At 65.7% G+C, this 23560-nt stretch carries 21 protein-coding genes and 1 tRNA gene; 13 read left to right on the plus strand and 9 right to left on the minus strand.

Translation table 11 applies throughout. From position 1 onward, the window contains the following. Positions 1-41: 41 nt before the first annotated feature. From RW112_RS16030 to RW112_RS16060, 7 genes are all read left to right on the plus strand, one after another. Positions 42-764 carry a DUF501 domain-containing protein gene (locus tag RW112_RS16030; protein WP_317782939.1) on the plus strand — a complete coding sequence of 241 codons (723 nt, stop codon included), beginning with the start codon at positions 42-44 and terminating at the stop codon, positions 762-764. Next, positions 761-1708: a Ppx/GppA phosphatase family protein gene (locus tag RW112_RS16035; protein ID WP_317782731.1), complete on the plus strand. Its 948-nt coding sequence runs from the start codon at positions 761-763 to the stop codon at positions 1706-1708. The genes RW112_RS16030 and RW112_RS16035 overlap by 4 nt, the downstream gene beginning before the upstream one ends. Before the next feature lie 49 nt (positions 1709-1757). Then, complete coding sequence (locus RW112_RS16040) at positions 1758-3137, plus strand: S8 family serine peptidase (RefSeq protein WP_317782732.1); 1380 nt, start codon at positions 1758-1760, stop codon at positions 3135-3137. A 52-nt stretch (positions 3138-3189) separates the two neighbouring features. Then, positions 3190-4659 carry an NAD(P)/FAD-dependent oxidoreductase gene (locus RW112_RS16045; RefSeq protein WP_317782733.1) on the plus strand — a complete coding sequence of 490 codons (1470 nt, stop codon included), beginning with the start codon at positions 3190-3192 and terminating at the stop codon, positions 4657-4659. Positions 4660-4742: 83 nt separating this feature from the next. Then, complete coding sequence (locus RW112_RS16050) at positions 4743-5687, plus strand: N-acetyltransferase (RefSeq protein WP_317782734.1); 945 nt, start codon at positions 4743-4745, stop codon at positions 5685-5687. A 20-nt stretch (positions 5688-5707) separates the two neighbouring features. Next, positions 5708-5781 (plus strand) — tRNA-Leu (locus RW112_RS16055). A 256-nt stretch (positions 5782-6037) separates the two neighbouring features. Next, positions 6038-7387 (plus strand): ABC transporter substrate-binding protein, encoded by a 1350-nt coding sequence (locus RW112_RS16060; protein WP_317782735.1) that lies wholly within the window; start codon positions 6038-6040, stop codon positions 7385-7387. Positions 7388-7608: 221 nt separating this feature from the next. Here the strand turns inward: RW112_RS16060 and RW112_RS16065 are convergent, their stop codons facing one another. The 4 genes from RW112_RS16065 to RW112_RS16080 all read right to left on the minus strand — a co-directional run bounded on the left by RW112_RS16065 (position 7609) and on the right by RW112_RS16080 (position 11692). After that, positions 7609-8379, minus strand: coding sequence for an ABC transporter ATP-binding protein (locus RW112_RS16065; protein WP_317782736.1), 771 nt, complete (start codon positions 8377-8379; stop codon positions 7609-7611). Next, a complete protein-coding gene (locus RW112_RS16070) occupies positions 8376-9362 on the minus strand; it encodes an ABC transporter ATP-binding protein (protein WP_305940156.1) in 987 nt (328 codons plus the stop codon). Before RW112_RS16070 ends, RW112_RS16065 begins: the two co-directional genes overlap by 4 nt. 68 nt (positions 9363-9430) lie before the next feature. After that, on the minus strand, positions 9431-10399 hold the full coding sequence (locus RW112_RS16075; protein WP_028270465.1) for a branched-chain amino acid ABC transporter permease: 969 nt from the start codon (positions 10397-10399) through the stop codon (positions 9431-9433). A 9-nt stretch (positions 10400-10408) separates the two neighbouring features. Beyond that, positions 10409-11692, minus strand: a complete 1284-nt coding sequence (locus RW112_RS16080) for a branched-chain amino acid ABC transporter permease (protein ID WP_305940158.1) — start codon at positions 11690-11692, stop codon at positions 10409-10411. Positions 11693-12200: 508 nt separating this feature from the next. Here RW112_RS16080 and RW112_RS16085 point away from each other — a divergent pair. Next, positions 12201-13142, plus strand: a complete 942-nt coding sequence (locus tag RW112_RS16085) for a Bax inhibitor-1/YccA family membrane protein (RefSeq protein ID WP_317782737.1) — start codon at positions 12201-12203, stop codon at positions 13140-13142. Positions 13143-13236: 94 nt separating this feature from the next. On the opposite strand, the gene RW112_RS16090 is transcribed toward RW112_RS16085, so the two are convergent. Genes RW112_RS16090 through galT form a run of 3 tightly spaced genes read right to left on the minus strand, consistent with a single transcriptional unit; the run spans position 13237 to position 16858 of the window. Next, positions 13237-14475 (minus strand): acetyl-CoA C-acetyltransferase, encoded by a 1239-nt coding sequence (locus RW112_RS16090; protein ID WP_317782738.1) that lies wholly within the window; start codon positions 14473-14475, stop codon positions 13237-13239. A 20-nt stretch (positions 14476-14495) separates the two neighbouring features. Beyond that, positions 14496-15671 (minus strand): galactokinase, encoded by a 1176-nt coding sequence (galK, locus tag RW112_RS16095; protein WP_317782739.1) that lies wholly within the window; start codon positions 15669-15671, stop codon positions 14496-14498. Continuing rightward, positions 15668-16858, minus strand: a complete 1191-nt coding sequence (gene galT, locus RW112_RS16100; RefSeq protein WP_317782740.1) for a galactose-1-phosphate uridylyltransferase — start codon at positions 16856-16858, stop codon at positions 15668-15670. The genes galK and galT overlap by 4 nt, the downstream gene beginning before the upstream one ends. 180 nt (positions 16859-17038) lie before the next feature. Between galT and RW112_RS16105 the strand changes: the two genes are divergently transcribed. From RW112_RS16105 to RW112_RS16120, 4 genes are read left to right on the plus strand one after another with little or no spacing between them, the layout of a single operon-like run. Continuing rightward, the gene (locus RW112_RS16105; protein WP_317782741.1) at positions 17039-18016 is read left to right on the plus strand and encodes an aldose 1-epimerase family protein; all 978 of its coding nucleotides are present in this window, start codon (positions 17039-17041) and stop codon (positions 18014-18016) included. A gap of 46 nt (positions 18017-18062) precedes the next feature. After that, a complete protein-coding gene (locus tag RW112_RS16110; RefSeq protein WP_317782742.1) occupies positions 18063-19424 on the plus strand; it encodes an AI-2E family transporter in 1362 nt (453 codons plus the stop codon). Between the two features lie 3 nt (positions 19425-19427). Further along, positions 19428-20666 (plus strand): threonine ammonia-lyase, encoded by a 1239-nt coding sequence (gene ilvA, locus RW112_RS16115; RefSeq protein WP_317782743.1) that lies wholly within the window; start codon positions 19428-19430, stop codon positions 20664-20666. A gap of 5 nt (positions 20667-20671) precedes the next feature. After that, positions 20672-21280: a rhomboid family intramembrane serine protease gene (locus tag RW112_RS16120; protein WP_317782744.1), complete on the plus strand. Its 609-nt coding sequence runs from the start codon at positions 20672-20674 to the stop codon at positions 21278-21280. Positions 21281-21378: 98 nt separating this feature from the next. Here RW112_RS16120 and greA read toward each other — a convergent pair whose 3' ends face one another. Both greA and RW112_RS16130 read right to left on the minus strand, forming a co-directional pair. After that, positions 21379-21873 carry a transcription elongation factor GreA gene (gene greA / locus RW112_RS16125; RefSeq protein ID WP_305940167.1) on the minus strand — a complete coding sequence of 165 codons (495 nt, stop codon included), beginning with the start codon at positions 21871-21873 and terminating at the stop codon, positions 21379-21381. A gap of 202 nt (positions 21874-22075) precedes the next feature. Then, entirely contained in the window at positions 22076-22534 is a 459-nt protein-coding gene (locus tag RW112_RS16130) for a DUF4307 domain-containing protein (RefSeq protein ID WP_305940168.1), read from the minus strand. Between the two features lie 94 nt (positions 22535-22628). On the opposite strand from RW112_RS16130, the gene mca reads away from it, so the two are divergent. Further along, a complete protein-coding gene (gene mca / locus RW112_RS16135) occupies positions 22629-23534 on the plus strand; it encodes a mycothiol conjugate amidase Mca (protein ID WP_317782745.1) in 906 nt (301 codons plus the stop codon). Positions 23535-23560 lie beyond the last annotated feature (26 nt).

Here is a 23560-nt window from a genome sequence, read left to right on the forward strand (position 1 = left end):
ACCAGAATGCAGCAGGCTTCAACGCCCAGGGCGGACACACCGTGTCAGAAAGTGCCCCGACAGCGCCCGTGTCCAGCCACCCCTCCGCCAGGGACCTGGACGTCCTGAGCCGCCAGCTGGGGCGGCCCGTGCGCGACGTCGTTGAAATCCCGGCCCGCTGCGTCTGCGGCAACCCCCTCGTGGCGGCGACATCACCGCGGCTCAGCAACGGCACGCCGTTTCCCACCACGTTCTACCTCACCCACCCTGTCATCACGTCCGCAGTGTCGCGGCTCGAGGCCGCCGGCCTGATGAACCGGATGAACGAACGCCTGGTCGAGGACTCCGAGCTCGCAGCCAGGTACCGGGCTGCCCACGAGGCCTATCTCGTGTCCCGGGCACAGATCGGCGAGCGGTCCGGCATTGGCGCTGTGCCGGAGATCGACGGCATCTCCGCCGGCGGGATGCCCACCCGCGTGAAGTGCCTCCACGTCCTGGTGGGTCACTCCCTTGCTGCCGGCTCCGGAGTCAACCCCCTGGGGGACGAGGCCATCACCGCCATCAGTGAATGGTGGAAAGCGGACCGCTGCTATTGCGACGGCGCCTGGGACAGCGGCGGGGAAGCACCCTCAAAGGACCTCAGCCGCCACGGACCGCAGGGCCTCCCTGGCATCGTGGGCCGTCCGGCCCCCGTCCGCAAGACCCAGCAGCACGCGGATGGCAACAACGCCGATGGCAACCACGCCGAACAGAACACCGACAACTCCCCGGAGGCCGCCCAGTGACCCGAGTTGCCGCCATCGACTGCGGAACCAATTCCATCCGTCTCCTGATCGCCGACGTCGACGGAAACGGGAGCGGCGCCAAGCTGACCGACGTCGTGCGTGAGATGCGGGTGGTCCGGCTTGGCCAGGGCGTGGACGCAACCGGCGAACTGGCGCAGGAGGCTCTTGACCGGACCTTCGCGGCCACCTCGGACTACGCCGCGCTGATCCGTGAACACGGGGCCGGGAAGGTGCGCTTCGTCGCCACGTCTGCCACCCGGGACGCCGGCAACCGGAAGGTATTCGTGGACGGCATCCGCGAGATCCTCGGAGTGGAGCCCGAAGTGATCACCGGTGACGAAGAGGCGGCGCTTTCCTTTGCCGGTGCGAGCAGCGTCCTGCCGTCCCGCGGCTCCGACCCCGTGCTGGTGGTGGACCTCGGCGGCGGAAGCACCGAATTCGTACTCAGCGACGCCGGCGGCGTCATCGCCGCCAGGTCCGTGGACGTCGGCTGTGTCCGGATGACGGAACGCCACCTGCGCAGCGACCCGCCTTCGCCGGAGCAGATCGCTGCGGCGGAGGCCGACGTCGACGCCGCCATCAGCGAGGCGGGACTGGCCGTTCCGCTTGACCGCACCACCGCCGTCGTCGGCGTCGCAGGGTCCGTCACCACCATTACGGCCCATGCGCTCCGGCTTCCGGAGTACTCGCCTGCGGCGATCCACGGCAAGGAACTTCCCCTCGGCACCGTCAGCGCGGCCTGCACCGACCTGCTGGAGATGACCAAAGCCGACCGCGCGGAACTTCCCTACATGCACCCGGGCCGGGTCGACGTCATCGGTGCCGGCGGACTGGTCTGGCGCCGCGTGCTGGAGCGCCTGGCGGAGGTCACGGACGGACGGATCACTTCGGCCGTCGCCAGCGAACACGATATTCTCGACGGAATTGCCCTGAGCATCAGCTGAGGATGTGGCATCAGCTCATGACCTCGCCTGTAAAGCCGATTGGACCCGAATGACCAGAGCATCAACCCGCTGGGGCCGCACGGCCTCCGCCGTGACTGCAATGGCCCTTGCCGCCGGCAGCTTGGCAACGTCGCTGATCGCGGCACCGGAAGCCCGGGCCGATTCGTGGCGGGACAAGCAGTACTGGCTGGCCGAGTCCGGCATCACCAAGGCGTGGGAAGTTTCCAAGGGCGCCAATGTGAAAGTGGCCGTCATCGACAGCGGCGTGGATGCCAAGCACCCCGACCTGAAAGGCGCTGTCGTTGGCGGAAGCGACGCCTCCGGAGCGGGCAGCGCGGACGGGCAGAAGAGCATCGGCTCGAAGCCTGAACACGGGACCCTGGTGGCAACCATGCTGGCCGGCCGTGGCCACCAGCCGCCGAAAGCCACCGCGAGTCCCACGCCCGGCGCCACTCCGGCGCCCGGCCCCGACGGAATAGTGGGCGTCGCCCCCGAAGCGCAGATCCTGTCGGTGTCCACCTGGCTTGGGTCCCAGAACCCCGGCGGCAAGACGGACCAGGAACAGATCCCCGCGGCCGTCCGCTGGGCGGTGGACAACGGCGCACGCGTGATCAATATTTCGCTGGGCAGTACGTCGCCGGAATGGCCGCAGAGCTGGGACGCGGCTTTCCTTTATGCCGAACAAAAGGACGTGGTCATCGTTGCCGCGGCCGGCAACCGGGTGGGCGGTAACGTGCAGGTGGGAGCTCCCGCCACCATACCGGGTGTCCTGACGGTGGCAGGCCTGGACCGCGAAGGGGCAGCCAGCATCGATTCCTCATCCCAGGGGATCAGCATCGGCGTGGCAGCACCGGCCGAAAACCTGATCGGCGGCCTGCCCGGAGACGGCTATGCGGAATGGGCCGGCACGTCCGGTGCCACCCCGATCGTGTCCGGGGTCGCGGCCCTGATCCGTTCCAAATGGCCGGAAATGACAGCCAGCCAGGTCATTAACCGGATTGTCACCACGGCCAAGGATGCCGGAGCGCCGGGCAAGGACCCCATTTACGGGTTTGGCGTCCTCAATGCTGAAGCCGCCTTGAAGGACGACGTTCCCGAAACGAAAATCAACCCGCTGGGCACAGTGGCTGACTGGATCCGGATCCACCGCCGGGGCGAGGCTGCCGCAACCACTCCCGCCGCCGAGCCCGGCAACACCCCCACGAGCGCCCCGCCCACCCTGCCAGCGGCCACGATTCCGGTGGCCGAGGCGCCGTCCCAGCTGGACAGTGCCGTGCCTGCCATGGTGGTGGTCGGTTTCGGAACGCTCTTCCTGGCCATTATCGGCGGCGCCCTCTTTCAGTTGCGAAGGGCGTCCAGGAACCCCCGGAACCTGCGCGAGGGGCCGGAGACCGGAGTGCTGGACAAAGTGGACTCGACCGGAACGTAACGGGGACGATTTAGTTAGTGAAGATTTTCACAAACTACTGTATTCTTGAGTCATGGCAACAACCCCACAGCTCCAGGACCGTCCCAGGGTACTCGTCGTCGGCGGCGGGTACGTCGGCCTGTACGTAGCCCTCAAACTGCAGAACAAGATCGCGAATGCCGGTGGCATCGTCACCGTCGTTGATCCCCTGCCCTACATGACTTACCAGCCCTTCCTGCCGGAAGTTGCCGGCGGAAACATCGAGGCGCGCCACGCTGTCGTCTCCCACCGCCAGCACCTGAAGCAGACGGAACTCATCCAGGGCCGGGTCACCTCGATCGACCACGCGAACCGGACAGCCGTGGTTGCCCCGTCCGACGGCGGGCCGAACTTTGAGGTGCCGTACTTCGACGTCGTAATGGCCGCAGGTGCCATTACCCGCACCTTCCCCATCAAGGGCCTGGCGGACAAGGGCATCGGCCTGAAGACCATCGAGGAAGCCGTTGCGCTGCGCAACAAGGTCCTCGAGCGGATTGAAGCCGGTTCCACCATCACCGATCCCGCCGAGCGCGCCCGCGCCCTCACCTTCGTGGTGGTTGGCGGCGGCTTCGCCGGCATCGAGTGCATTACCGAGATGGAAGACCTTGCCCGCGCGGCTGTCAAGAACAACCCCCGCGTCAAGCAGGAGGAAGTCCGCTTCGTCCTGGTTGAAGCCATGGGCCGCATCATGCCCGAGGTCACGGCCAAGCAGGCCGACTGGGTTGTGGAACACCTGCGCAGCCGCGGCATCGAGGTGCTGCTGAACACCTCCCTGGACAACGCCGAGGGCTCCCTGAAGCTCATCAATCTTCCGGACAAGACCGCCGCCCAGGAATTCGAAGCGGACACCCTTGTCTGGACTGCCGGTGTACAGGCCAACCCGATGGTCCGCTCCACCGACTTCCCGCTGGAGCCGCGGGGCCGCGTCCGCGTTCTCCCGGACCTCCGCGTCGCAGGCGACGAAGGCATCATCGAAAACGCCTGGGCTGCCGGCGACGTCGCCGCCGTGCCGGACCTCACGGGCAGCGGCCTGCCGGACGGAACATGCGTTCCGAACGCCCAGCACGCCCTTCGGCAGGCCAAGCGCCTCGCGAAGAACCTGTGGGCTTCCCGCTGGGACAAGGAGCTCAAGGACTACAAGCACAAGAACCTGGGCGCCGTTGCCGGCTTCGGCGAATGGAAGGGTGTTGCCAACATCAACCTCCTGGGCCGGATCGGGCTCAAGGGCCCCCTGGCCTGGCTGGCGCACCGTGGCTACCACGGAATGGCCATGCCCACGTTCGAGCGCAAGTTCCGCGTTATCTTCAACTGGATCCTGAGCTTCTTCATGGGCCGCGACACCACTCAGCTGGTGGACCTGGAAAACCCGCGCGGAGCATTCGTCGCCGCGGCAGCCCCTGCCCCGAAGCCGGCAGCTGCCCCTGCCGCGCCGGTGGCTGACAAGCCTGCCGGGTCCGGCAGCAGCAGCCAGGCGAAGCAGCCTGTGTCGGCCGACACGAAGTAGCTTCCGTCCCGGCCTAGCCTGAAATTGCCGGCAACGGCGGCCGTTCCCCTTGGGAACAGCCGCCGTTGCTGTTTAATGGCTCAATGACTGGTGAAAAGGACATCCGGACCCTCCTGGCATCGATCCACCCCGTGCTCCGCGAGGGGGAGTATGTGTACGTTTTGTGGCCCTACGGCAGGCCGCTCGCTCCCGGCATTGAGGCCGCTGTCCGGGAAGCGGAGGGGCTCACCGTGGTGCTGCCCCGGGCCGAGGCGGACAGGCTTGAGCTTCGCTACGACTTTGTTGCCGCCTGGATCACGCTGCAGGTGCATTCCTCGCTCGAGGCGCTGGGACTGACGGCCGCCGTCAGTGCAGCGCTCACGGAAGCCCACATCAGCTGCAACGTACTCGCCGGATTCCATCACGACCATCTCCTGGTTCCGGTGGCCGACGCGGACCGCGCCCTGGAGATTCTGCACGAGCTCGCGGCGTCAAGCTCCGACCAGCCGGCGCCCCGGCTCGTACTGCGCACCGAGCAGCCGGAGGACAGGCCGGCGATCCTGGAGCTCACCGCGGCCGCCTTCTCGGTGTCGCCGGAGACCGGGCTGCCCGTGGACGGCGAACCCGTGGAAGTGGGTTTGTTGAAGCAGCTCTTCGACTGTGACGAGTACCTGCCGGAGTTCAGCATCGTCGCCGAACAGAACGGCGAGGTGGTGGGCCACGTCATCAGCACGCGGGGTTGGGTGGGGGAGCTGGGGCTGCTGGGCCTTGGCCCCATCAGCGTTGTGCCGCGGCTGCAGCGGCACGGCATCGGCTCGGCGCTGATGCAGGAAACCGTCGTGCGGGCGAACGCCGCGGGGGAGCGGGGCATCGCCCTGCTGGGCGGCCCGGAGTACTACTCCCGTTTCGGCTTTGTGCCCTCGGTTTCACTGGGCATCGAGCCCCCGCAGGCCGAGTGGGGGGACTTCTTCCAGCTGCTCCCGCTCGCCGTCTGGCCGGGAGGCATCCACGGCACGTTCCGGTATGCCGGGCCCTTCGAGGGGCTCTGACGGGATACCATTGACCGGGCGCCCCAGTAGCCCAATTGGCAGAGGCAGCGGACTTAAAATCCGCGTGTTGTGGGTTCGAGTCCCACCTGGGGTACTTTTCGCGCAGTCGACCTCCCAAAATGCCGCGCCTTGAACCGCCGCGCAGGCCTTCAGTCTGCCCTCTTCCGGCCGGCTTCTTCCCGCGTGTCCCCGCCTTTTCCCCGTGGTTTCCCATATGCAACGACTGTTATAAGGATGTGACCATAGTCACTTATGTTCGCCGGGAAATTGCACTAGCTTGAATCTAAATCAGGAACACCTGGTAATTCGCATCAAAGGCCGTTCGCACCTTTCGATCGAGGAGACTCTCAATGATTTCACTCCCCCAGGCGGCGCCGCGAGTCGCTAAGCTCACAGCGCTTAGCATCGGCGTCGCCCTACTGGCTACGGCTTGTGGCGGCTCGTCCACCCCGAGTTCGACAGGCTCAACCACCCCTGCAGCATCCGGAATTGCCTGCCCCGCGCCGAGCGCCACCGGCAGTGCCACCACCGGAGCAGGCGCCGGCGGTTCGGTTCCGGCCTCGACCACCACCACCGACACCCCGCTCAAGATTGGATCGCTCCTGCCGACAACGGGGTCGCTGGCGTTCCTCGGCCCGCCCGAAATTGCCGGTGTCAACCTTGGCATCAAGGAAGTCAATGACGCCGGCGGCGTACTCGGCAAGCCTGTCGAGGTGATCCACCGCGACTCCGGTGACACCAAGACCGACATCGCAACGCAGTCCACCACCGCGCTTCTGGGCAGCGGCGTCAGCGCCATCATCGGCGCTGCTTCCTCGGGTGTTTCCAAGACCGTCATCAACCAGATCACCGGCGCCGGCGTCGTCCAGTTCTCGCCGGCGAACACGTCTCCCGACTTCACCACCTGGGATGACAAGGGCCTCTACTGGCGCACGGCTCCTTCGGATGTGCTGCAGGGCAAGGTCCTCGGAAACTACATGGCTACCTGCGGTGCCCAGACCGTCGGCATGATCGTCCTGAACGACGCCTACGGCACGGGCCTGGCAAAGAACGTCAAGTCGGCGTTCGAAGCGGCTGGAGGCAAAGTGGTTGCCGAGGAGCTCTTCAACGAAGGCGACTCGCAGTTCAGCAGCCAGGTTGACAAGGTCATCGCAGCCAAGCCTGACGCCATTGCCCTGATCACCTTCGACCAGGCCAAGAGCATCGTCCCACTGATGACCGGCAAGGGCATCAAGGCAACCCAGATGTTCCTGGTGGACGGCAACACGTCTGACTACAGCAAGGACTTCCAGGCGGGCACGCTGAAGGGCGCCCAGGGCACCATCCCGGGCACGTTCGCCAAGGAGGACTTCAAGAAGAAGATGCTGGCCATTGACCCGGCCCTGAAGGACTTCAGTTACGCAGGCGAGTCCTACGATGCCGTGAACCTGATCGCACTGGCAGCCGAGGCCGCCAAGAGCACGAAGGGTACCGACATCGCCAAGCAGCTGAAGGCAGTCTCCGAGGCCGGCGACAAGTGCACCGACTTCCCGTCCTGCGTCACCCTGCTGCGCAACGGCAAGGACATCGACTACGACGGCCAGTCCGGTCCGGTGACCTTCTCGGATGCAGGCGACCCGACGGAAGCCTTCATCGGCATCTACGAGTACCAGGATGACAACACCTACAAGCCGTCCAAGGAAGAGTTCGGCAAGCTGTAAAGCCGCCTCACCCTAGACAGCACGAAAGCCCCCGTCCGGCCGGACGGGGGCTTTCTGTTGCCTGGGCGGTGGCTCCAGAGCTAAGGGCGCCTCCTCACCCTGCCTCGACCCCAGGCGCCGGGCAGGTGGCTGCGGAGGCGAACGCACCCATCCCGTGGCCCGGGCATGCAGAAGGGCCGCCACCGGACGGTGACGGCCCTTCTGCGGCTCCTGGTGGTGGTTTAGACGTCGTCCGCCAGCGTGCCGAGGTACAGCTGGATCACCTTGGGGTCCTTCATGAGCTCACGGCCGGTGCCGGTGTACGCGTCCTTGCCCTGGTCCAGCACGTAGGCGCGGTCGCAGATCTGCAGGCAGCGGCGGGCGTTCTGCTCCACCATGATCACCGAGACGCCGGCCCGGTTGATCTCGTGGACCCGCAGGAAGGTCTCATCCTGTTTGACGGGGGAGAGGCCTGCCGAGGGCTCATCGAGCAGCAGGACGGCCGGCTCCATCATCAGGGCACGTCCCATCGCCACCATCTGGCGTTCCCCGCCGGACAGTGAGCCGGCCCGCTGGGCGCGGCGCTTGCCGAGCTCAGGGAAGAGGCTCGTGACGAAATCGAACCGCTCGGCGAAGTCCTTGGGCCGCTGGAACATGCCCATCTGCATGTTCTCCTCAATGGTCAGTGTGGAGAACACGTTGTTGTTCTGCGGGACGAAGCCCACACCCTTGGAAACCAGCTTGTTGGCCTTGAGCCCGGTGATGTCCTGGCCGCGGACCACAACGGAACCCGAGTGCACCTTCACCAGGCCGAACATCGCCTTCAACAGCGTCGACTTGCCGGCGCCGTTGGGGCCGATGATGCCGATCAGTTCGCCCTTGCGGGCTTCGATGCTGCAGCCGTTAAGGATGTTGACGCCGGGGATGTAGCCCGCCACCAGGTCGGTGACCTTGACCACCGACTGGTCCGCAGCGGCTGGCGTGGCGGCCGCGGCCGCGCTGGTGGCGCTCATTCTGTGTCCTTCTTCCTGGTTTCGGGCGTCACCGTGGCAGAGTCCGTTTCGGGGGCAATGACGTCGACGGCGATGATGCCGGCGTTCTCGGTGCCCACGATTGACTCCTCGTCGGCCACGAGCTCGGCGGCCAGTTCCTTGATGCCTTCAGCGTCGCCCAGATCCACGTCGTGGTGGGCGCCCAGGTAGGCGTCAATCACGGCGGGGTTCTTCATGACTTCAACCGGCGGGCCTTCGGCGACGATCTTGCCTTCGGCCATCACCACAACCCAGTCGGCGATGTGGCGCACCATATTCATGTCGTGCTCCACGAAGAGCACGGTCATGCCCTCCGCCTTGAGGTTCTTGATGTGGTCCAGGAGGGACTGGGTCAGTGCCGGGTTGACGCCGGCCATGGGCTCATCCAGCATCACGAGCTTGGGCCTGACCATCAGCGACCGCGCCATTTCAAGAAGCTTTCGCTGACCGCCGGACAACGACGCCGCGTAGTCGTCCTTCTTCGCATCCAGTTTGAACTTCTCCAGCAGGACGTTTGCCTGGGCCGTGATCTCCTTTTCACGCCCGCCCCACATGCCCTTGAACAGTGCCTTGGAGAGCCGCTCGCCGGGCTGCTCCGAGCCGCCCAGCCGCATGTTTTCCATGACGGTAAGCTTGCCCATCACCTTCGTCAGCTGGAACGTGCGGACCATGCCCATCCGTGCGACCTTGTAGGGGGAGACGCCGGCGAGGCTGTTGCCTTCGAACTGCCACTTGCCGGAGTTCGGCGTGTCAAAGCCGGTCAGCAGGTTGAATAAGGTGGTCTTGCCGGCCCCGTTGGGTCCGATCAGCGCCGTGATCTTGTGCCGGGGGATTTCCAGGTATTCGACGTCGACGGCGTTGATGCCGCCGAAGCTCCGCGTAACGTTTTCGGCGACGACGATCGGGTCCCGCTTCTTGCAGCCGGGCGCTGTTTCGCCGGCCGCGATCGGACGCGTGTCCGTCATGTAGTCGATATTCTCGGTGTTACCGCTGTTCCTAGTGCCACTTGATGTTGGCACATTGCGTTGTTCACTCATGCGAACGCCAACTCCTTCTTGTTGCCGAAGACGCCCTGGGGCCGGAAGATCATCAGCAGCATCAGGGCAACACCCACGAGGATGTAGCGCAGCTGCCCGGCCTGGACCGTGTTCAGCCATGTCACCGCACCGGACTCAATGAGGCCGTAGAGAATGCCCTGGGTGAGCGAAAGCACCACCCAGAAGATCATGGCGCCCACCACCGGACCGAGGACCGTCCCGAGGCCGCCCAGGAGCAGGCAGGTGTACAGGAAGAACGTCAGCTCGGTGCCGTAGTTGGCGGGCTGGACCGCGCCGCGGGGAAGAGTGAAGATCATGCCGGCCAGGGCGCCCAGGACGCCGCCGATGACCAGTGCCTGCATCTTGTAGGCGTAGACGTTCTTGCCCAGCGAGCGGACAGCGTTCTCGTCCTCGCGGATGCCCTTGAGGACGCGTCCCCACGGGCTGCGCATCAGGAGCCACACCAGGGTGCAGCAGATAATGACGAGTCCCCAGCCCACAACACGGATGAAGAAGTCCCTGTTGTTCATGCCGAAGTACGAGCCCTCCGGGAACGGGTTCATGGCGTAGAAGCCGCCCTCGAAGGCTGCCAGTCCGTTGGCGGAACCCGTGACGGACGTCAGCTGGTTGGTGGTGACGATGTAGCGGACGATTTCCGCCGCCGCAATCGTCACGATGGCCAGGTAGTCGGCGCGCAGGCGCAGGGTTGGAATACCCAGCAGCAGCGCGAAGATCGCCGAGCAGATGACGGCGATGAGCAGGCCGACGAAGAACGGCACGCCGAAGGTCAGCGTGGAGATGGCGAAGCCGTAGGCGCCTACCGCCATGAAGCCCGCCTGCCCGAAGTTCAGCAGGCCGGAGTAGCCGAAGTGAACGGCGAGGCCGAGCGCGGCCAGCGCGTACGCCGCCGTCGTCGGGCTGAACAGTTCACCGGCAGCGCTGGAGAAAATGAATCCCAAGTCCATGGCTGTCTCCTAACCCACGCGCTCGCGACGGCCCAGGATGCCCTGCGGCCGGAACAAGAGGACAACAATCATGATGAACAGTGCTCCCACATATTTGAGGTCGGCTGCGAGGCCGAACACGGTGGTCAGCTCCACGAAGATGCCGACAATGATGGATCCGATCAGTGCACCGAATACCGTGCCAAGGCCGCCCAGGGTCACACCTGCGAAGATGAGCAGCAGGATCTGGGAACCCATGTCGAACGTGACGCCGGGCCGGTAGTAGGCCCAGAGGATGCCGCCGAGGGAGGCCAGCATGCCGCCCGCCACCCAGACAATCCGGATGACATTGTCGACGTCGATGCCCGAGGCTGCCGCGAGGGCCGGATTGTCGGCGACTGCGCGGGTTGCCTTGCCCAGTCGGGTCTTGAGGAGGACGAAGCCGATCAGTGCGATGACGACGGCGCTGATGACGAGCGACCACAGGTTGTTGGGCGAGATCGACACCGGCCCGATCTGGATTTCGGAGCTCTGGGCGTAGGGCAGTTGCTGGGTGGATCCGCCGAAGTAGAACTGAATGACGTAGCGGACAGCCAGTGCGAGGCCGATGCTGACGATCATCATGGGGACCAGGCCCGTGCCGCGGCGGCGCAAAGGCTTCCAGAGGCCGGCGTCCTGGACGTAGCCGAAGAGGCCGCCGCCCAGCAGGGCAAGGACCACCGCCAGCCAGAACGGCAGGCTCATGGCATTGAAGGCGAAGACCAGCACGGCGCCGAACGTGACCATTTCGCCGTGGGCAAAGTTGGTGAGGCCGGTGGTGCCGAAGATCAGCGAAAGACCCACCGAGGCCAGCGCCAGCAGGAGGCCGAAGCTCAGACCGGCCACGAGCCTGTTGAGCAGGTTCTGGCCGAAGTCCTGTTGCTGGACCACAATGCCTTTGCCGAAGGCGAAGATGACGGAGAGATTGGACGTCTGGCTGAACGTGACGGTGCGTGGATTTTCCTGTCCGTCGGCGAGCTTGATGCCTTCGGGGAGGGTGGACTCGTCAAGTTCCACTTCATAAGTGCCCTGGACCGGGACTCCGATGGTCCATGAGCCGTTGGCGCCTGATTTTGCGGTCCCGGTGAAATCGCCGCTTTTGGCGGTGATCGTAACGTCAGCGATTGGTGCACGTGCATCGTCACGAAGGAAGCCGCTGATGCTGTTCTGGAACTGCTGGTTCGACGGGGATGGTGTCGGTGAGGGGGTAGTGGCCTGCGACGCCGGGGCGACGACGAGGAGAATTGCCACGACGGCGGCAAAAACAGCCCCCACCGCCTTAAGCAATCTGCCGCGTCGTCTGTGCGACAGGCCTCTCAGTGTGCTTCTCAAAATGAAAACCTCCACATGGGGGTGGACTGGGTTGCGCCTTTACAACCACTGCGAACGGTGCGAGGGGACGTTGTCGTGGCGCCAGATAGACGGCAAATAAGCCGAATACTTTGTGATGTCAGTCACCCTGCTTGGGCTTATGTTACAGCTAGCAGGGACCAAAGAAGCCTCGTGTAGGCACGCCTAAGATAGCGATCGGATAACGACCGTGAAGCCCGGCCTAAGGATTAGTGCAGTTCTTCTAAAGAAAACTTTTGTTGATTCTGCGTATTCCTAAACAATCCCGGCAGCCTTGCCGCTGTGGCATCCGTCACGCCCGGGGGCCGGCCATGTCACGGTTGGGTTTCGGCAGCCCCTTCCGGGGAACTATCCCTGCCGCCCGTGCGTGGAAATTGGTACCTTGAACTATAAGGATCACCACCCAACCCCCTTTATATGGAGGACACCCGCAATGGCACTTGGCGGAAACCCGATCTTCAACGGAAAGAATTTCCGTGGAGCCACCCAGGCACCGCCTGTTCCGCAGGCTCAGTACGGCCAGAACCCCTACGGCCAGCCGCAGTACGGGCAGAACCCGTACGGCCAGGCACCGGGACGCACCCCCGGCCAGGTCATGGACGCTCAGGGCGGCTGGATGGCCCAGCAGCAGAACATGACCCATGACCAGCTGCAGCAGATGTACAACCAGCCGGCAGCCGGCCCGGCCGAAACCGGGCGGATGACCTTTGACGACGTCATCATCAAGACCGCAGCCTGCCTCGGCGTGCTGATGGCCGGTGCTGCCGTCACGCTCTTCGTCAGCATGCCGCTGGCGTCCCTGCTGATGATCTTCGGCGCGCTGGGCGGCTTCGTGCTGGCCCTCGTCAACACCTTTAAGAAGCAGCCGTCACCCGCACTGATCCTTGCTTACGCGGGGCTGGAAGGACTCTTCCTGGGCGGCCTGACCCGCGTCCTTGACGGCCTCTACCCGGGCGTCGGCCTGCAGGCAGTGATCGGCACCTTGTCCGTGTTCGGCGTCACGCTCCTGCTGTTCAAGAGCGGCAAGGTCCGTGCCACCCCCAAGGCCATGCGCTTCTTCATGATCGCGATTATCGGCTACGCGGTCTTCTCGCTGGTCAACATGGTGATGATGCTGACGGGTCTGCAAAACGAGATGTTCGGCCTGCGCAGCGTGGAGATCTTCGGCATCCCGCTCGGCGTCTTCATCGGCCTGCTGGCCATCGGCCTCGCTGCCTTCTCCCTGATCATGGATTTCACCAGCATCGAGGAAGGCGTCCGTAACGGAGCGCCGGAGCGGTTCTCCTGGACCGCCGCGTTCGGCCTCACCGTCACCCTCGTCTGGCTGTACGTGGAGATCATCCGCCTCCTGGCGATCCTTCGCGGCGACGATTAGCACCCACGCCGGCAAGCGCCGTCTTACGTAGTCGAACTTAGAAGAACGGGCCCCGCCACACGGCGGGGCCCATTCTTTTAAGCCGGGCGGCTCGTTAGCTGAGGCGCTCGTACACCACCGCCATGCCCTGGCCGCCGCCGACGCACAGGGTCGCCAGTCCGAGGGACCCGTCGCGTTCCCGAAGTCCGTTCAGCAGCGTGGTGGTCATCCGCGCGCCGGTCATGCCGAACGGATGCCCCAGGGCGATAGCGCCGCCATGGACGTTGAGCCGTGCGGGGTCGATGCCGAGTTCGCGGGCGCTGGCAACCACCTGCACAGCGAATGCCTCGTTGAGCTCCACAAGGTCGATGTCGCCAATACTTAGCCCGGCCCGGGCCAGTGCCCGGCGGGTCGCCTCGACGGGGCCCATGCCCATCAGCTCGGGGGACAGGGCACTGACGCCGGTGGACACAATCCGCGCCAGCGGCTCCAGCCCGAGTTCACGGGCACGGTGGTCACTCATCACCACCACCGCGGCAGCGCCGTCGTTCAGCGGGCAGGCGTTGCCGGCGGTCACCGTCCCCTCGCTGCGGAACACGGGCTGGAGCGCGGCCACTCCTTCCAGGGTGACCCCGGCACGCGGAGAGTCGTCCCGGTCCACCACGGTGCCGTCCCGGCGCGTGTACGGCGTGATGTCCCGGCCGAAGAATCCCGAGGCCAGGGCTGCTTCAGCCCGGTTCTGGCTGAGGACGGCCCACTCGTCCTGCTCGGCACGGCTGATGCCGTAGGTGGTGGCCACGTTTTCCGCGGTCTGGCCCATGGCGATGTAGATGTCCGGCATCCGTCCGCCCAGCCGGGGGTCCGTCCAGGGTGTGTTGGACGCGGCCCGTGCCTCGGTCCGCCGCCGGGCCGCTTCGAAAAGCGGATTGTGGGTGCCGGCGTCGGTTTCCCCGGCGCCCGTCCAGTCGGGATACCGGGACACGGACTCGACACCGGCAGCCACGAATGCGTCCCCTTCGCCCGCCCTAATGGCATGGAACGCCATCCGGATGGTCTGCAGGCTGGAGGCGCAGAACCTGTTGATGGTGGCGCCGGGAACGGTATCCAGCCCGGCCAGGATGGTGACCACCCTGGCCATGTTGGAACCGGCTTCACCACTCGGTTCCGCGCACCCCAGGTAGAGGTCGTCGAGGCCCGGGCCGTGCTCTCCCCGGGGATCGAACGAGGGGATCTTGTCCAGCGCGGCCGTAACCATCGCCGTGGCAAGGTCGTCCGGCCGTTCGTCCTTCAAAGACCCTTTGAAGGCACGTCCGATCGGGCTTCTGGCTGTGGAAACAATGACTGCTTCTGACATGCGCCCAGCCTACGCCGGAGCTATGCGAGCCGCATTGCTCCGGCCGCCGGGGTAACGGTGAAGATGTCCGGCTTCCGGTAGCCGCCGCGGGCGAAGGCCTGCTCGACGGCGGTGCGCACCTGCTGCTCGGCGGCCACCGGCGTCAGGGCGATCGCTGCCCCGCCGAAGCCGCCCCCTGTCATGCGGGCTCCGATGGCTCCGCTGGACCGGGAGGTGTCGACAGCCAGATCCAGTTCGGGGCATGAAATCTCGAAGTCGTCACGCATGGAACGGTGGCTGGCATCGAGGAGGGGTCCGATGGCGCCCGGCCCGGCGGAGCCGAGGAGTTCCACGGTCTGCAGGACACGGTCGTTCTCGGTGACCACGTGGCGGACCCGGCGGAACGTGACCTCATCCAGGAGGCCGCTGGCTTCCGCCAGGTCCTCCACGCCTACGTCGCGAAGCGCCTTGACGCCGAGTACTTCGGCACCGAGCTCGCATGATGCCCGGCGCGACGCATAGCCGCCGTCGGCATGTGAGTGGGAAACTTTCGTGTCGATCACCAGCAGGACCAGGCCCGCCGGCTCCGTTTCGAACGGAACGAGGCGGACGCTCTGGTCCCGGCAGTCGAGGAAGACCGCGTGGCCTTTGGCTCCGCGCAGGGAGGCCGACTGGTCCATGATGCCGGTGGGAGCCCCCACGAAGTCGTTCTCGGCGCGCTGGGTTGCCAGGACCATTTCCTCCGCTTCCAGCCCCGCGCCGGTCAGCTCATTGAGGGCTGAGATGACGGCGCACTCGATGGCGTGGGACGAGGAGAGTCCTGCGCCGAGGGGCACGTTGGAATCCAGCAGCAGGTCAAGGCCGGGTACCGCGATGCCCCGCTCCTGCAGCGCCCAGATGACGCCGAGCGGGTACTTGGTCCAGCCCTTGGCCTTCGGGCCGGTCAGCGAGGAGGTGTCCGCCGTCGTCATTCCCTGGTCGCCATACGTGGACAGCAGCCGGAGGGTCGAGTCCTGACGGACCCGGACAGCCACCCGGGCCGTCCTGTCGATGGCGAACGGGAGCACGAAGCCGTCGTTGTAGTCAGTGTGCTCACCGATCAGGTTCACGCGGCCGGGGGCCTGCCAGACGCCGTCCGGAGCGGAACCGAAGGCGTCCCGGAATCGTGCCTCAAGGTCACTGCTGCTCAGGTTGCCGTTGCTGAGTGGGGCGGTCATGCGCGTGCGCCTTCCGGGATGGGAGTGAGGGCTGGGGCGGGAACCGTGACGCTGCGCAGCCGCTCCGCCACGAGTTCCGGGGTGGTGTCGTTAATGAAAGCACCCATGGCCGCTTCGGAACCGGCCAGGTACTTGAGCTTATCCTCCGCCCTGCGGGGGGAGGTGAGCTGGAGGTGGAGGTAACCCGCAGGCCGCAGCAGCTCATCGAGCGGGGCCTGGTGCCATGCCGAGATGTAAGGGGTGGGCGTCGGGTAGAGGGCGTCGAGCCGCTTGAGCAGGTCAAGGTAGACGTGTGCCAGCTCGTCCTTCTCCTCGCCGGTGAGCGCCGCCAGGTCCGGCACCTGGCGGTGCGGGACCAGGTGCACTTCCAGGGGCCAGCGGGCCGCGAAAGGAACGTAGGCGCTGAAGTTCTCGCCTTCAAGGACCATGCGGCTGCCGTCTTCGCGTTCCGAGCGCAGCAGGGAGCCGGTCAGCGTTTGCCGGCCGTCGCCGTCGTCGTAGTACTTCCGGGCGGCGGCCCCCATCACTGCTGCGCGGGGCGTCACGTAGGGGTACGCGTAAATCTGCCCGTGCGGGTGGTGGAGGGTGACGCCGATGTCCGCGCCGCGGTTCTCGAACGGAAAGACCTGCCGGATGCCGGGAAGCGCGTTCAGGGCGCCCGTACGGTGCGCCCAGGCTTCAACAACCGTGCGGGCCCGGACCTCGCTCAGCCCGCTGAATGAACCGGTGTGCTCGGGCGTGAAGGACACTACTTCGCACCGGCCATAGGCGGTACCGGTTGTTCCCCAGCCGGCATTGTCGGGAACCGGTCCAAGCGCGGGTCCGAGCGACGGGAAACGGTTCTCGAACACCACGACGTCGTAGTCAGGTGCCGGGATTTCGGACGGGTTGGCCGGGGTCGTCGGGCAGATGGGGCACTGGTCCGCCGGAGGCAGGTGGGTGCGGCTCTGGCGGTGCGCAGCCACAGCCACCCATTCGCCGGTGAGGGCGTCGAACCTGACTTCGCCCGGTTCACTCCTTGCCGGCAGTTCGCGGAGGTCGGGGGTGTCCTCGGGCCGGCGTGTTGTTTCCGCCGCCCGGACCCCGTCTGCCGTGCCTCCACCTGTCCGGGCGCCGCCTGCCGGGGCGTCATCGAAATAGAGCAGCTCCCGGCCATCGGCGAGATTGGTGCTGGTGATGTGTGTCATGCGTCTAGTCCTTTACGAGCGGCGGCCATCGGAGCCCGCCTTCGAGGGGCGCGGCAGCAGGCTTTTCAATTCTCCCACAAAACGATCAAAAAGAAATAGTTTCGAACAAAAAATAACATGATGATGTGGCGCGGCTGCGCCGGGATGAGGTGGCGGGCCTGAACAGGTACGGTTGAGCCCATGACTCCGAGCACCCTCGATTCCGGCCACAATGGCGCTGGCGCCGCCGGCTCAGGCGAAACCGCAAGCGCGCCCCGCCGCTACGCATCCGGCCGGCAGTACGAACTCCGCCGCGGTGATGCCCTGGCCGTGGTCACGGAGCTGGCCGCGGGCCTTCGGCTGTATTCCCGGGGCGGGGTCCAGCTGACGGAAACATACGGAGACGGTGACATCCCCCCGGGAGCAACCGGAATCACGCTGGCGCCCTGGGCCAACCGGGTTGAAGACGGCGTCTGGTACTTGGACGGCAAGAAGCAGCAGCTGGACATCACCGAAGTTTCGCGAAACAACGCCAGCCACGGACTGCTGCGGAACGCGTCCTACGAGCTGGTGGACGAATCCGAGTTTTCGGTGACCCTGGAGGCGCCGATCTTCCCGCAGCACGGGTACCCCTTCCTCCTGCGGCACCGCGTCCAGTACGTTCTGGCCGAGGACCTCGGGCTCGTGGTCCGCCAGACACTCCTCAACGATTCCCAGGGGTCCGCCCCCTTCGTCCTGGGAGCGCATCCCTACCTCAGGCTCGGCGACGTGCCGGCCGCGGACCTGGTGCTCACCGTTGGCGCCGCCCGCCGGCTTGTTGCCGATGACAGGCTCATACCCCGCAGTTCAGAGCCGGTTAGCGGCGGGACGGACCTGCGGAACGGTCGGACCGTGGCCGAACTCGATATCGACGTCGCCTATACGGACCTGGTGTTCGACGGCGGCGTCGCCCGCCAAACGCTGCAGGCGTCCGACGGCCGCAGCGTAAGCCTCTGGCAGGACGACAGCTGCGCCTACGTCCACGTCTTCGTCACTGACCAGTACCCCGGCAGGGCAAAAGCCGTTGCCATTGAACCCATGACCGGCCCGGCCAATGCCTTCAACAGCGGTGACGGCCTGCGCTGGCTGCCGGCAGGGGAGTCATTCACCATCACGTGGGGTATCAGCGCGTCGCTGTAGTCCGCGACGGTTTCCCATCGGGGCGCCGCTGGGGAAGTATTAGGCTATGACGCCAGCTGAGGACGCCGCACCAAACCAGAGCCAGGATGCCCGCGACGCCGCGGCCCTGCCCGCTTCCCTGGGCGGGACAGCTGAACCTGCGGCCCCGTTGCGGGTGGTGACTGACCGCGAACTGGACCAGGACATTCCCTACGGCGTGCGGATTGCTGCCTCGTGGGCCTGGCGGCTCGGGCTGATCCTCCTCGTCGTTGCTGCGCTTGTCTGGCTGCTGAGCAAGATCAGCTTCCTGATCATCCCCGTCATGGTCGCAGCCCTGCTGGCCGGTCTCCTGAGCCCCGTTACCCGCTGGCTCAGGGCGCAGCGCGTGCCCAACGGCGGCGCGGTGGCCATCACAGTGCTGGGCTTCATCGGCCTGATCGCCGGCTCCCTGGCGCTCGTGGGGCGGCAGTTGGTCGCCGGGTTCAGCGAATTGTGGAGTGAGGCGTTGACCGGAATCCAGCAGATCCAGGGCTGGCTGGCGGAAGGCCCGCTCCACCTCACAGCGGCACAGATCGACCAGTACCTGAAGGAGGCGACGGATGCGCTGCAGAACAACAGCAGCAGCATCCTGAGCGGCGCCCTTTCCTTCGGGAGCACCGCGGGTCACTTCGCTGCGGGCCTCATCCTCGCGTTGTTTGTGCTGATTTTCTTCCTCCTCGAGGGCGACCGGATCTGGGCGTTCCTGGTGCGGCTGCTGCCCAGGAAAGCACGCGCTGCCACTTTCGGTGCCGGCCGCAAGGGCTGGGCATCCATGGTCAGCTACGCCCGCATCCAGATGTTCGTGGCTTTTGTGGACGCGGTGGGAATCGGCGCCGGTGCCGCCATCATCGGCGTTCCGCTGGCTCTGCCCCTGGGCGTGCTGGTGTTCATCGGCTCCTTCATCCCCATCGTCGGCGCGCTGGTCACCGGGGCCGTGGCCGTGCTCCTGGCCCTCGTGGCCAACGGCTGGGTCAACGCGCTGATCATGCTGGGGATCGTGCTGCTGGTCCAGCAGCTGGAAAGCCACATCCTGCAGCCGCTCGTCATGGGCAAGGCGGTGGCCCTGCACCCGGTGGCCGTTATTTTGTCCGTGGCGGCCGGTTCCTATCTCGCCGGCATCCCCGGCGCACTCTTCTCGGTGCCCATCCTTGCCGTAGCAAACTCGGCGATTCGATATATTGCTGCCAGAACGTGGGAACATGAAGGAGTGCTGGCGGCGGCAACCCCGGGTGTAACCGGGGACACCGGACCCGGCCAAGACAACACCTTCAAGGATGTCTATCTTCCCGGTGCGACTCCGGGCCGCGGCAAGGGCGCCGCACAGTCAACGGGAACTCCCGCCGGACATGCCGGCCCGGACGCCCCAGCCGAATTCCCCAAAGGAGACTAGTTCGTGAAAACCCTCAATAGCCTGCCCGTCACGTTGGACAATGTCCTGGAGGCGCAGAAGCTGCTTGAAGGGATTATTACGCGGACCCCGGTGGAATCCTCCCGGGCCTTGGGCAGCATGGTGGGCGGCGACGTCTACTTCAAGTGCGAGAACCTCCAGCGGGCCGGATCGTTCAAAGTACGCGGCGCCTACGTCCGCATGGCCAAGCTCTCCGCCCAAGAGAAAAAGCGCGGAGTGGTGGCGGCCTCGGCCGGGAACCACGCGCAGGGCGTTGCCGTCGCAGCCAAAAGCCTGGGCATCAAGGCGCGCATCTACATGCCGCTGGGCGTGGCCCTGCCCAAGCTGGCCGCCACGCGAAGCCACGGCGCCGAAGTGGTCCTGCACGGGCACAATGTGGACGAAGCCCTCGCGGAAGCCCAGCGCTACGCCGATGAGACCGGCGCCGTCTTTGTCCACCCTTTCGACAACGTCGACGTTGTGGCGGGACAGGGAACGGTGGGGCTGGAAATCCTGGAACAGATTCCCAATGTTGACACCATCCTGATGGGAGTCGGCGGCGGGGGCCTGCTGGCGGGCGTCGCGGTGGCTGTGAAGGCGAGGGCCCGGGAGCTGGGCCGCGACATCCGGATCATCGGCGTCCAGGCCGAAAACGCCGCCGCCTACCCGCCGTCGCTCGCTGCGGACGCCCTGGTGCCGCTGAAGAAGGTCTCCACCATGGCCGACGGCATCGCCGTGGGCCGCCCCGGGCAGCTGCCGTTCAGCATCATCCGCGAACTGGTGGACGACGTCGTGACGGTCAGCGAGGACTCGCTCGCGCGGGCGCTGATCTTCCTGCTGGAGCGCGCCAAGATGGTGGTGGAGCCGGCGGGTGCCGTGGGTGTTGCCGCCCTGATGGACGGCAAGATTGAAAACCCCGGCACCACCGCGGTGATCCTCTCCGGCGGCAACATCGACCCGATGCTGATGCTCAAGGTGATCCAGCGCGGTCTTTCTGCGGCGGGCCGCTACATGACGGTCCGCATGATGCTGGACGACCGGCCCGGTTCGCTGGCCACTATTGCCCGGATCATCGCAGAGAACGACGCCAACGTCACAGGCCTGGACCACACCCGGGTGGGCGGCTCCATCAGCATGGGGGACGTCTCCATCACCGTCAACCTGGAGACCAAGGGCCATGAGCACTGCGAGCAGGTCCTGGGCGCGCTCCGTGCCGAGGGTTTCCAGCCGATCGTGGTGCACTAGGGGCCATGGTGCTGGATGCTCAGGGGGGCCGGCCGCAGACGAGGCACACGCCTGCCGCCCGCGCGCAGGGCGGGCTCCTGGTTACGGGGCTGTTCGTCGTCCTCCTGTTTGCGATCGAGTTCGTCAACGCGGCCACGTTCCATGCGTTGAACAGGACGTTCGGCCTCCGCCCGCGCACCGCCGACGGACTGCTGGACATCCTCTCGTTCCCGCTGTTCCATGCCAACCTCGGCCATGTGGTTTCCAACGCGCTGCCGCTGGTCATCTTTGGCTTCCTCGTCTTTATGTCCGGGCTCAGGGTCTTCGTCACCGCTGTGGCGTTCAGCTGGCTCGGCTCGGGCCTGCTGGTGTGGCTGATCGGCGGCTGGGGGATCACGGTGGGCGCTTCCGGCCTGGTCTTTGGACTCTTTGCCTTCCTCCTGGTCCGCGGGTTCTTCAACCGCAACTGGTGGCAGATAGCGCTGTCGGTGGTCCTTTTCCTCAGCTACGGCGGCATCCTGTTCGGTATCCTGCCGGGCGTGGCGGGATTCGTTTCCTGGCAGGCGCACCTGGGCGGTGCACTGGGCGGCGTCGCCGCTGCAGTGCTGCTCAGGCCGCGGCTACCGCAAGGCTGAACTACCTTTCAGCACAACGCACGACGCCGGCCATCCCCTGGGAGGGGAGGGCCGGCGTCGTGCGTTAAAGCTTTGCCGTGGCCGGGGGAGCTGCGCTCCTAGCCCGCGTACGGCTTGGCAGAGATGATCTCCACCGTGATGTCCTTGCCGTTCGGGGCGGTGTAGCTGAGCTTGTCGCCCTCCTTGTGGCCCACAATGGCGGACCCGAGCGGGGACTTCTCGCTGAAGACGTCGATGTCGGAATCGCCTGCGATCTCGCGGGACCCGAGCAGGAAGGTCTCCTCGTCGCCGGCGATCCGGGCGACGACGATCATTCCGGGCTCGACGATTCCGTCATCCGCCGGGGACTCACCCACGTGGGCATCCCGGAGCAGAACGGTGAGCTGGCGGATGCGGGCTTCAATCTTGCCCTGCTCCTCCTTGGCGGCGTGGTATCCGCCGTTTTCCTTGAGGTCGCCCTCCTGGCGTGCTGCTTCGATCTTCTGGACGATTTCCGCCCGGCCGGCACCGGAGAGGTGGTCCAGCTCTGCCTTCAGGCGATCAAAAGCTTCCTGGGTAAGCCAAGCTGCAGTTGCGCTGTTGGTGGTAGACACGGACTTCTCCTTTTTCGTGGTCAAACAAGTTTGTGGTCAAACAAGTAAAGACCCCGCCACGGTGGCCACTTGTGGAACTCAGTAACCAGCTCAGCGGGGTAGAAGGTATTGATCCATTGTAGTCAATGCGCTGGACAAACCAAAGAAGGCCTGCGGTGTGGGTCACATGCCGGCAGCGGAAAGCAGCCGGAACAGCTGCCCGCTACTTGTCCTCGTCCGGGATCCAGCAGCTGTCCACGACCCCGGAAACCGAGAGCGATTCCGTGCGCACCACTGCGCGGTGGGCGGTGGTGCGGCCGCCGTCGGCCGTGGCATCAGCCGGGTTCGGACCGATATCAAGCACTTTCCAGCCGACCACCGCGAACTTCTCGTCCAGCGCCTTGACCGCGCATTTAACGCTGGTTCCGGGCTCCTTGGTGACCTGGAAATCGATCTCTGCCTGGGTGGCGTCCGTGGTGCTGTAGCCGATGTCCTTGAAAGACACGGTCTCGGTGTTCAGCGAGGTGGAGATCCATGCCATGAACCCGATTCCGGCAGCGAGTGCGGCGATTCCGATGTTGCGCTTGGCCTTGCGCGAGAGGGCGCGCTTTTGGCCCCCGTAACGATTAGCTAGGGTGGTAGTTGGCGGCGCCGAAGTGGCCGGCTGATCCTCGGAAGTCACCGTTCCAGTTTAGTGTGGATCCGAACGGGATATTTCCGCGTCCGCGTAGCCCTGAACCGCACGCCCAACATTCCAAGAAAGTGAGCCGTTTCAGATGACAGCGTCCGCAAGCCAGTCACAACCGCTCCGCCTGCTGGCCGTCCACGCTCACCCTGACGACGAATCGAGCAAGGGCGCAGCCACCATGGCCATGTACGCCGCGGCAGGGGTTGACGTCATGGTGGCCACCTGCACGGATGGATCCCGGGGCGACATCCAGAACCCCGCCATGGAAAGCGATCCGCACCCCAAGCGGGACATGGCCGGTGCACGCCGCCTCGAAATGAACAACGCCGCCCGCGTGCTGGGAATCCGCCAGCGCTGGCTCGGATTCGTGGACTCCGGCCTGCCCGAAGGCGACCCCCTTCCGCCGCTGCCGCCGGGTTCCTTCGCCCTCCAGCCGCTGGAGGTTGCTGCGGCCCCGCTGGTGAGGCTGGTGCGTGATTTCAAGCCGCAGGTCATCCTGAGCTACGACGAAAACGGCGGTTATCCGCACCCCGACCACATCATGGCCCACCGCGTGGCAGTGGAGGCCTTTGAGGCCGCGGGCGATCCGGAACGGTACCAGGGCATCGGCGAGCCGTGGGAACCCAGCAAGCTGTACTACGACCGCGCCTTCAGCCCTGAGCGGTTCCGCGCACTGCACTTTGCGCTCGAAGAGGCCGGCCTGCAGTCGCCCTACGCCGAGCGCCTTGCAGCCTGGCTCGAGGCTGACGCCGAAGGCCACACGCCGCCGCCTCCGACGCACCCCACCACCACCCAGGTTGACTGCGGGGACTATTTCGAAGCCCGCGACGACGCACTCCGCGCCCACCGGACCCAGGTGGACCCGCTGGGATTCTTCTTCGCCGTGTCTCCGGACATGCAGCGCCGGGCCTGGCCCTGGGAGGACTACTCCCTGATCCAGTCGCGGGTGCCCGCGGAACTGCCGGAAAAGGATCTTTTCGCGGGGCTAAGATAGAACCACGCCATGTTCTATGCCCTGTA

Source organism: Arthrobacter sp. B10-11, assembly GCF_033142195.1.
Classification (GTDB): Bacteria; Actinomycetota; Actinomycetes; order Actinomycetales; family Micrococcaceae; genus Arthrobacter; species Arthrobacter oryzae_C.

What these genes read in the sequence shown, in the direction of transcription:
- galK (WP_317782739.1), bottom strand. Translation starts at nt 15,671, where the DNA reads ATGACCGCCCCACTCAGCAACGGCAACCTGAGCAGCAGTGACCTTGAG.
- galT (WP_317782740.1), bottom strand. Translation starts at nt 16,858, where the DNA reads ATGACACACATCACCAGCACCAATCTCGCCGATGGCCGGGAGCTGCTC.
- RW112_RS16110 (WP_317782742.1), top strand. Translation starts at nt 18,063, where the DNA reads ATGACGCCAGCTGAGGACGCCGCACCAAACCAGAGCCAGGATGCCCGC.
- RW112_RS16085 (WP_317782737.1), top strand. Translation starts at nt 12,201, where the DNA reads ATGGCACTTGGCGGAAACCCGATCTTCAACGGAAAGAATTTCCGTGGA.
- RW112_RS16065 (WP_317782736.1), bottom strand. Translation starts at nt 8,379, where the DNA reads ATGAGCGCCACCAGCGCGGCCGCGGCCGCCACGCCAGCCGCTGCGGAC.
- RW112_RS16045 (WP_317782733.1), top strand. Translation starts at nt 3,190, where the DNA reads ATGGCAACAACCCCACAGCTCCAGGACCGTCCCAGGGTACTCGTCGTC.
- mca (WP_317782745.1), top strand. Translation starts at nt 22,629, where the DNA reads ATGACAGCGTCCGCAAGCCAGTCACAACCGCTCCGCCTGCTGGCCGTC.
- RW112_RS16090 (WP_317782738.1), bottom strand. Translation starts at nt 14,475, where the DNA reads ATGTCAGAAGCAGTCATTGTTTCCACAGCCAGAAGCCCGATCGGACGT.
- RW112_RS16075 (WP_028270465.1), bottom strand. Translation starts at nt 10,399, where the DNA reads ATGGACTTGGGATTCATTTTCTCCAGCGCTGCCGGTGAACTGTTCAGC.
- RW112_RS16060 (WP_317782735.1), top strand. Translation starts at nt 6,038, where the DNA reads ATGATTTCACTCCCCCAGGCGGCGCCGCGAGTCGCTAAGCTCACAGCG.
- RW112_RS16070 (WP_305940156.1), bottom strand. Translation starts at nt 9,362, where the DNA reads ATGACGGACACGCGTCCGATCGCGGCCGGCGAAACAGCGCCCGGCTGC.
- RW112_RS16050 (WP_317782734.1), top strand. Translation starts at nt 4,743, where the DNA reads ATGACTGGTGAAAAGGACATCCGGACCCTCCTGGCATCGATCCACCCC.
- RW112_RS16120 (WP_317782744.1), top strand. Translation starts at nt 20,672, where the DNA reads ATGGTGCTGGATGCTCAGGGGGGCCGGCCGCAGACGAGGCACACGCCT.
- RW112_RS16105 (WP_317782741.1), top strand. Translation starts at nt 17,039, where the DNA reads ATGACTCCGAGCACCCTCGATTCCGGCCACAATGGCGCTGGCGCCGCC.
- RW112_RS16040 (WP_317782732.1), top strand. Translation starts at nt 1,758, where the DNA reads ATGACCAGAGCATCAACCCGCTGGGGCCGCACGGCCTCCGCCGTGACT.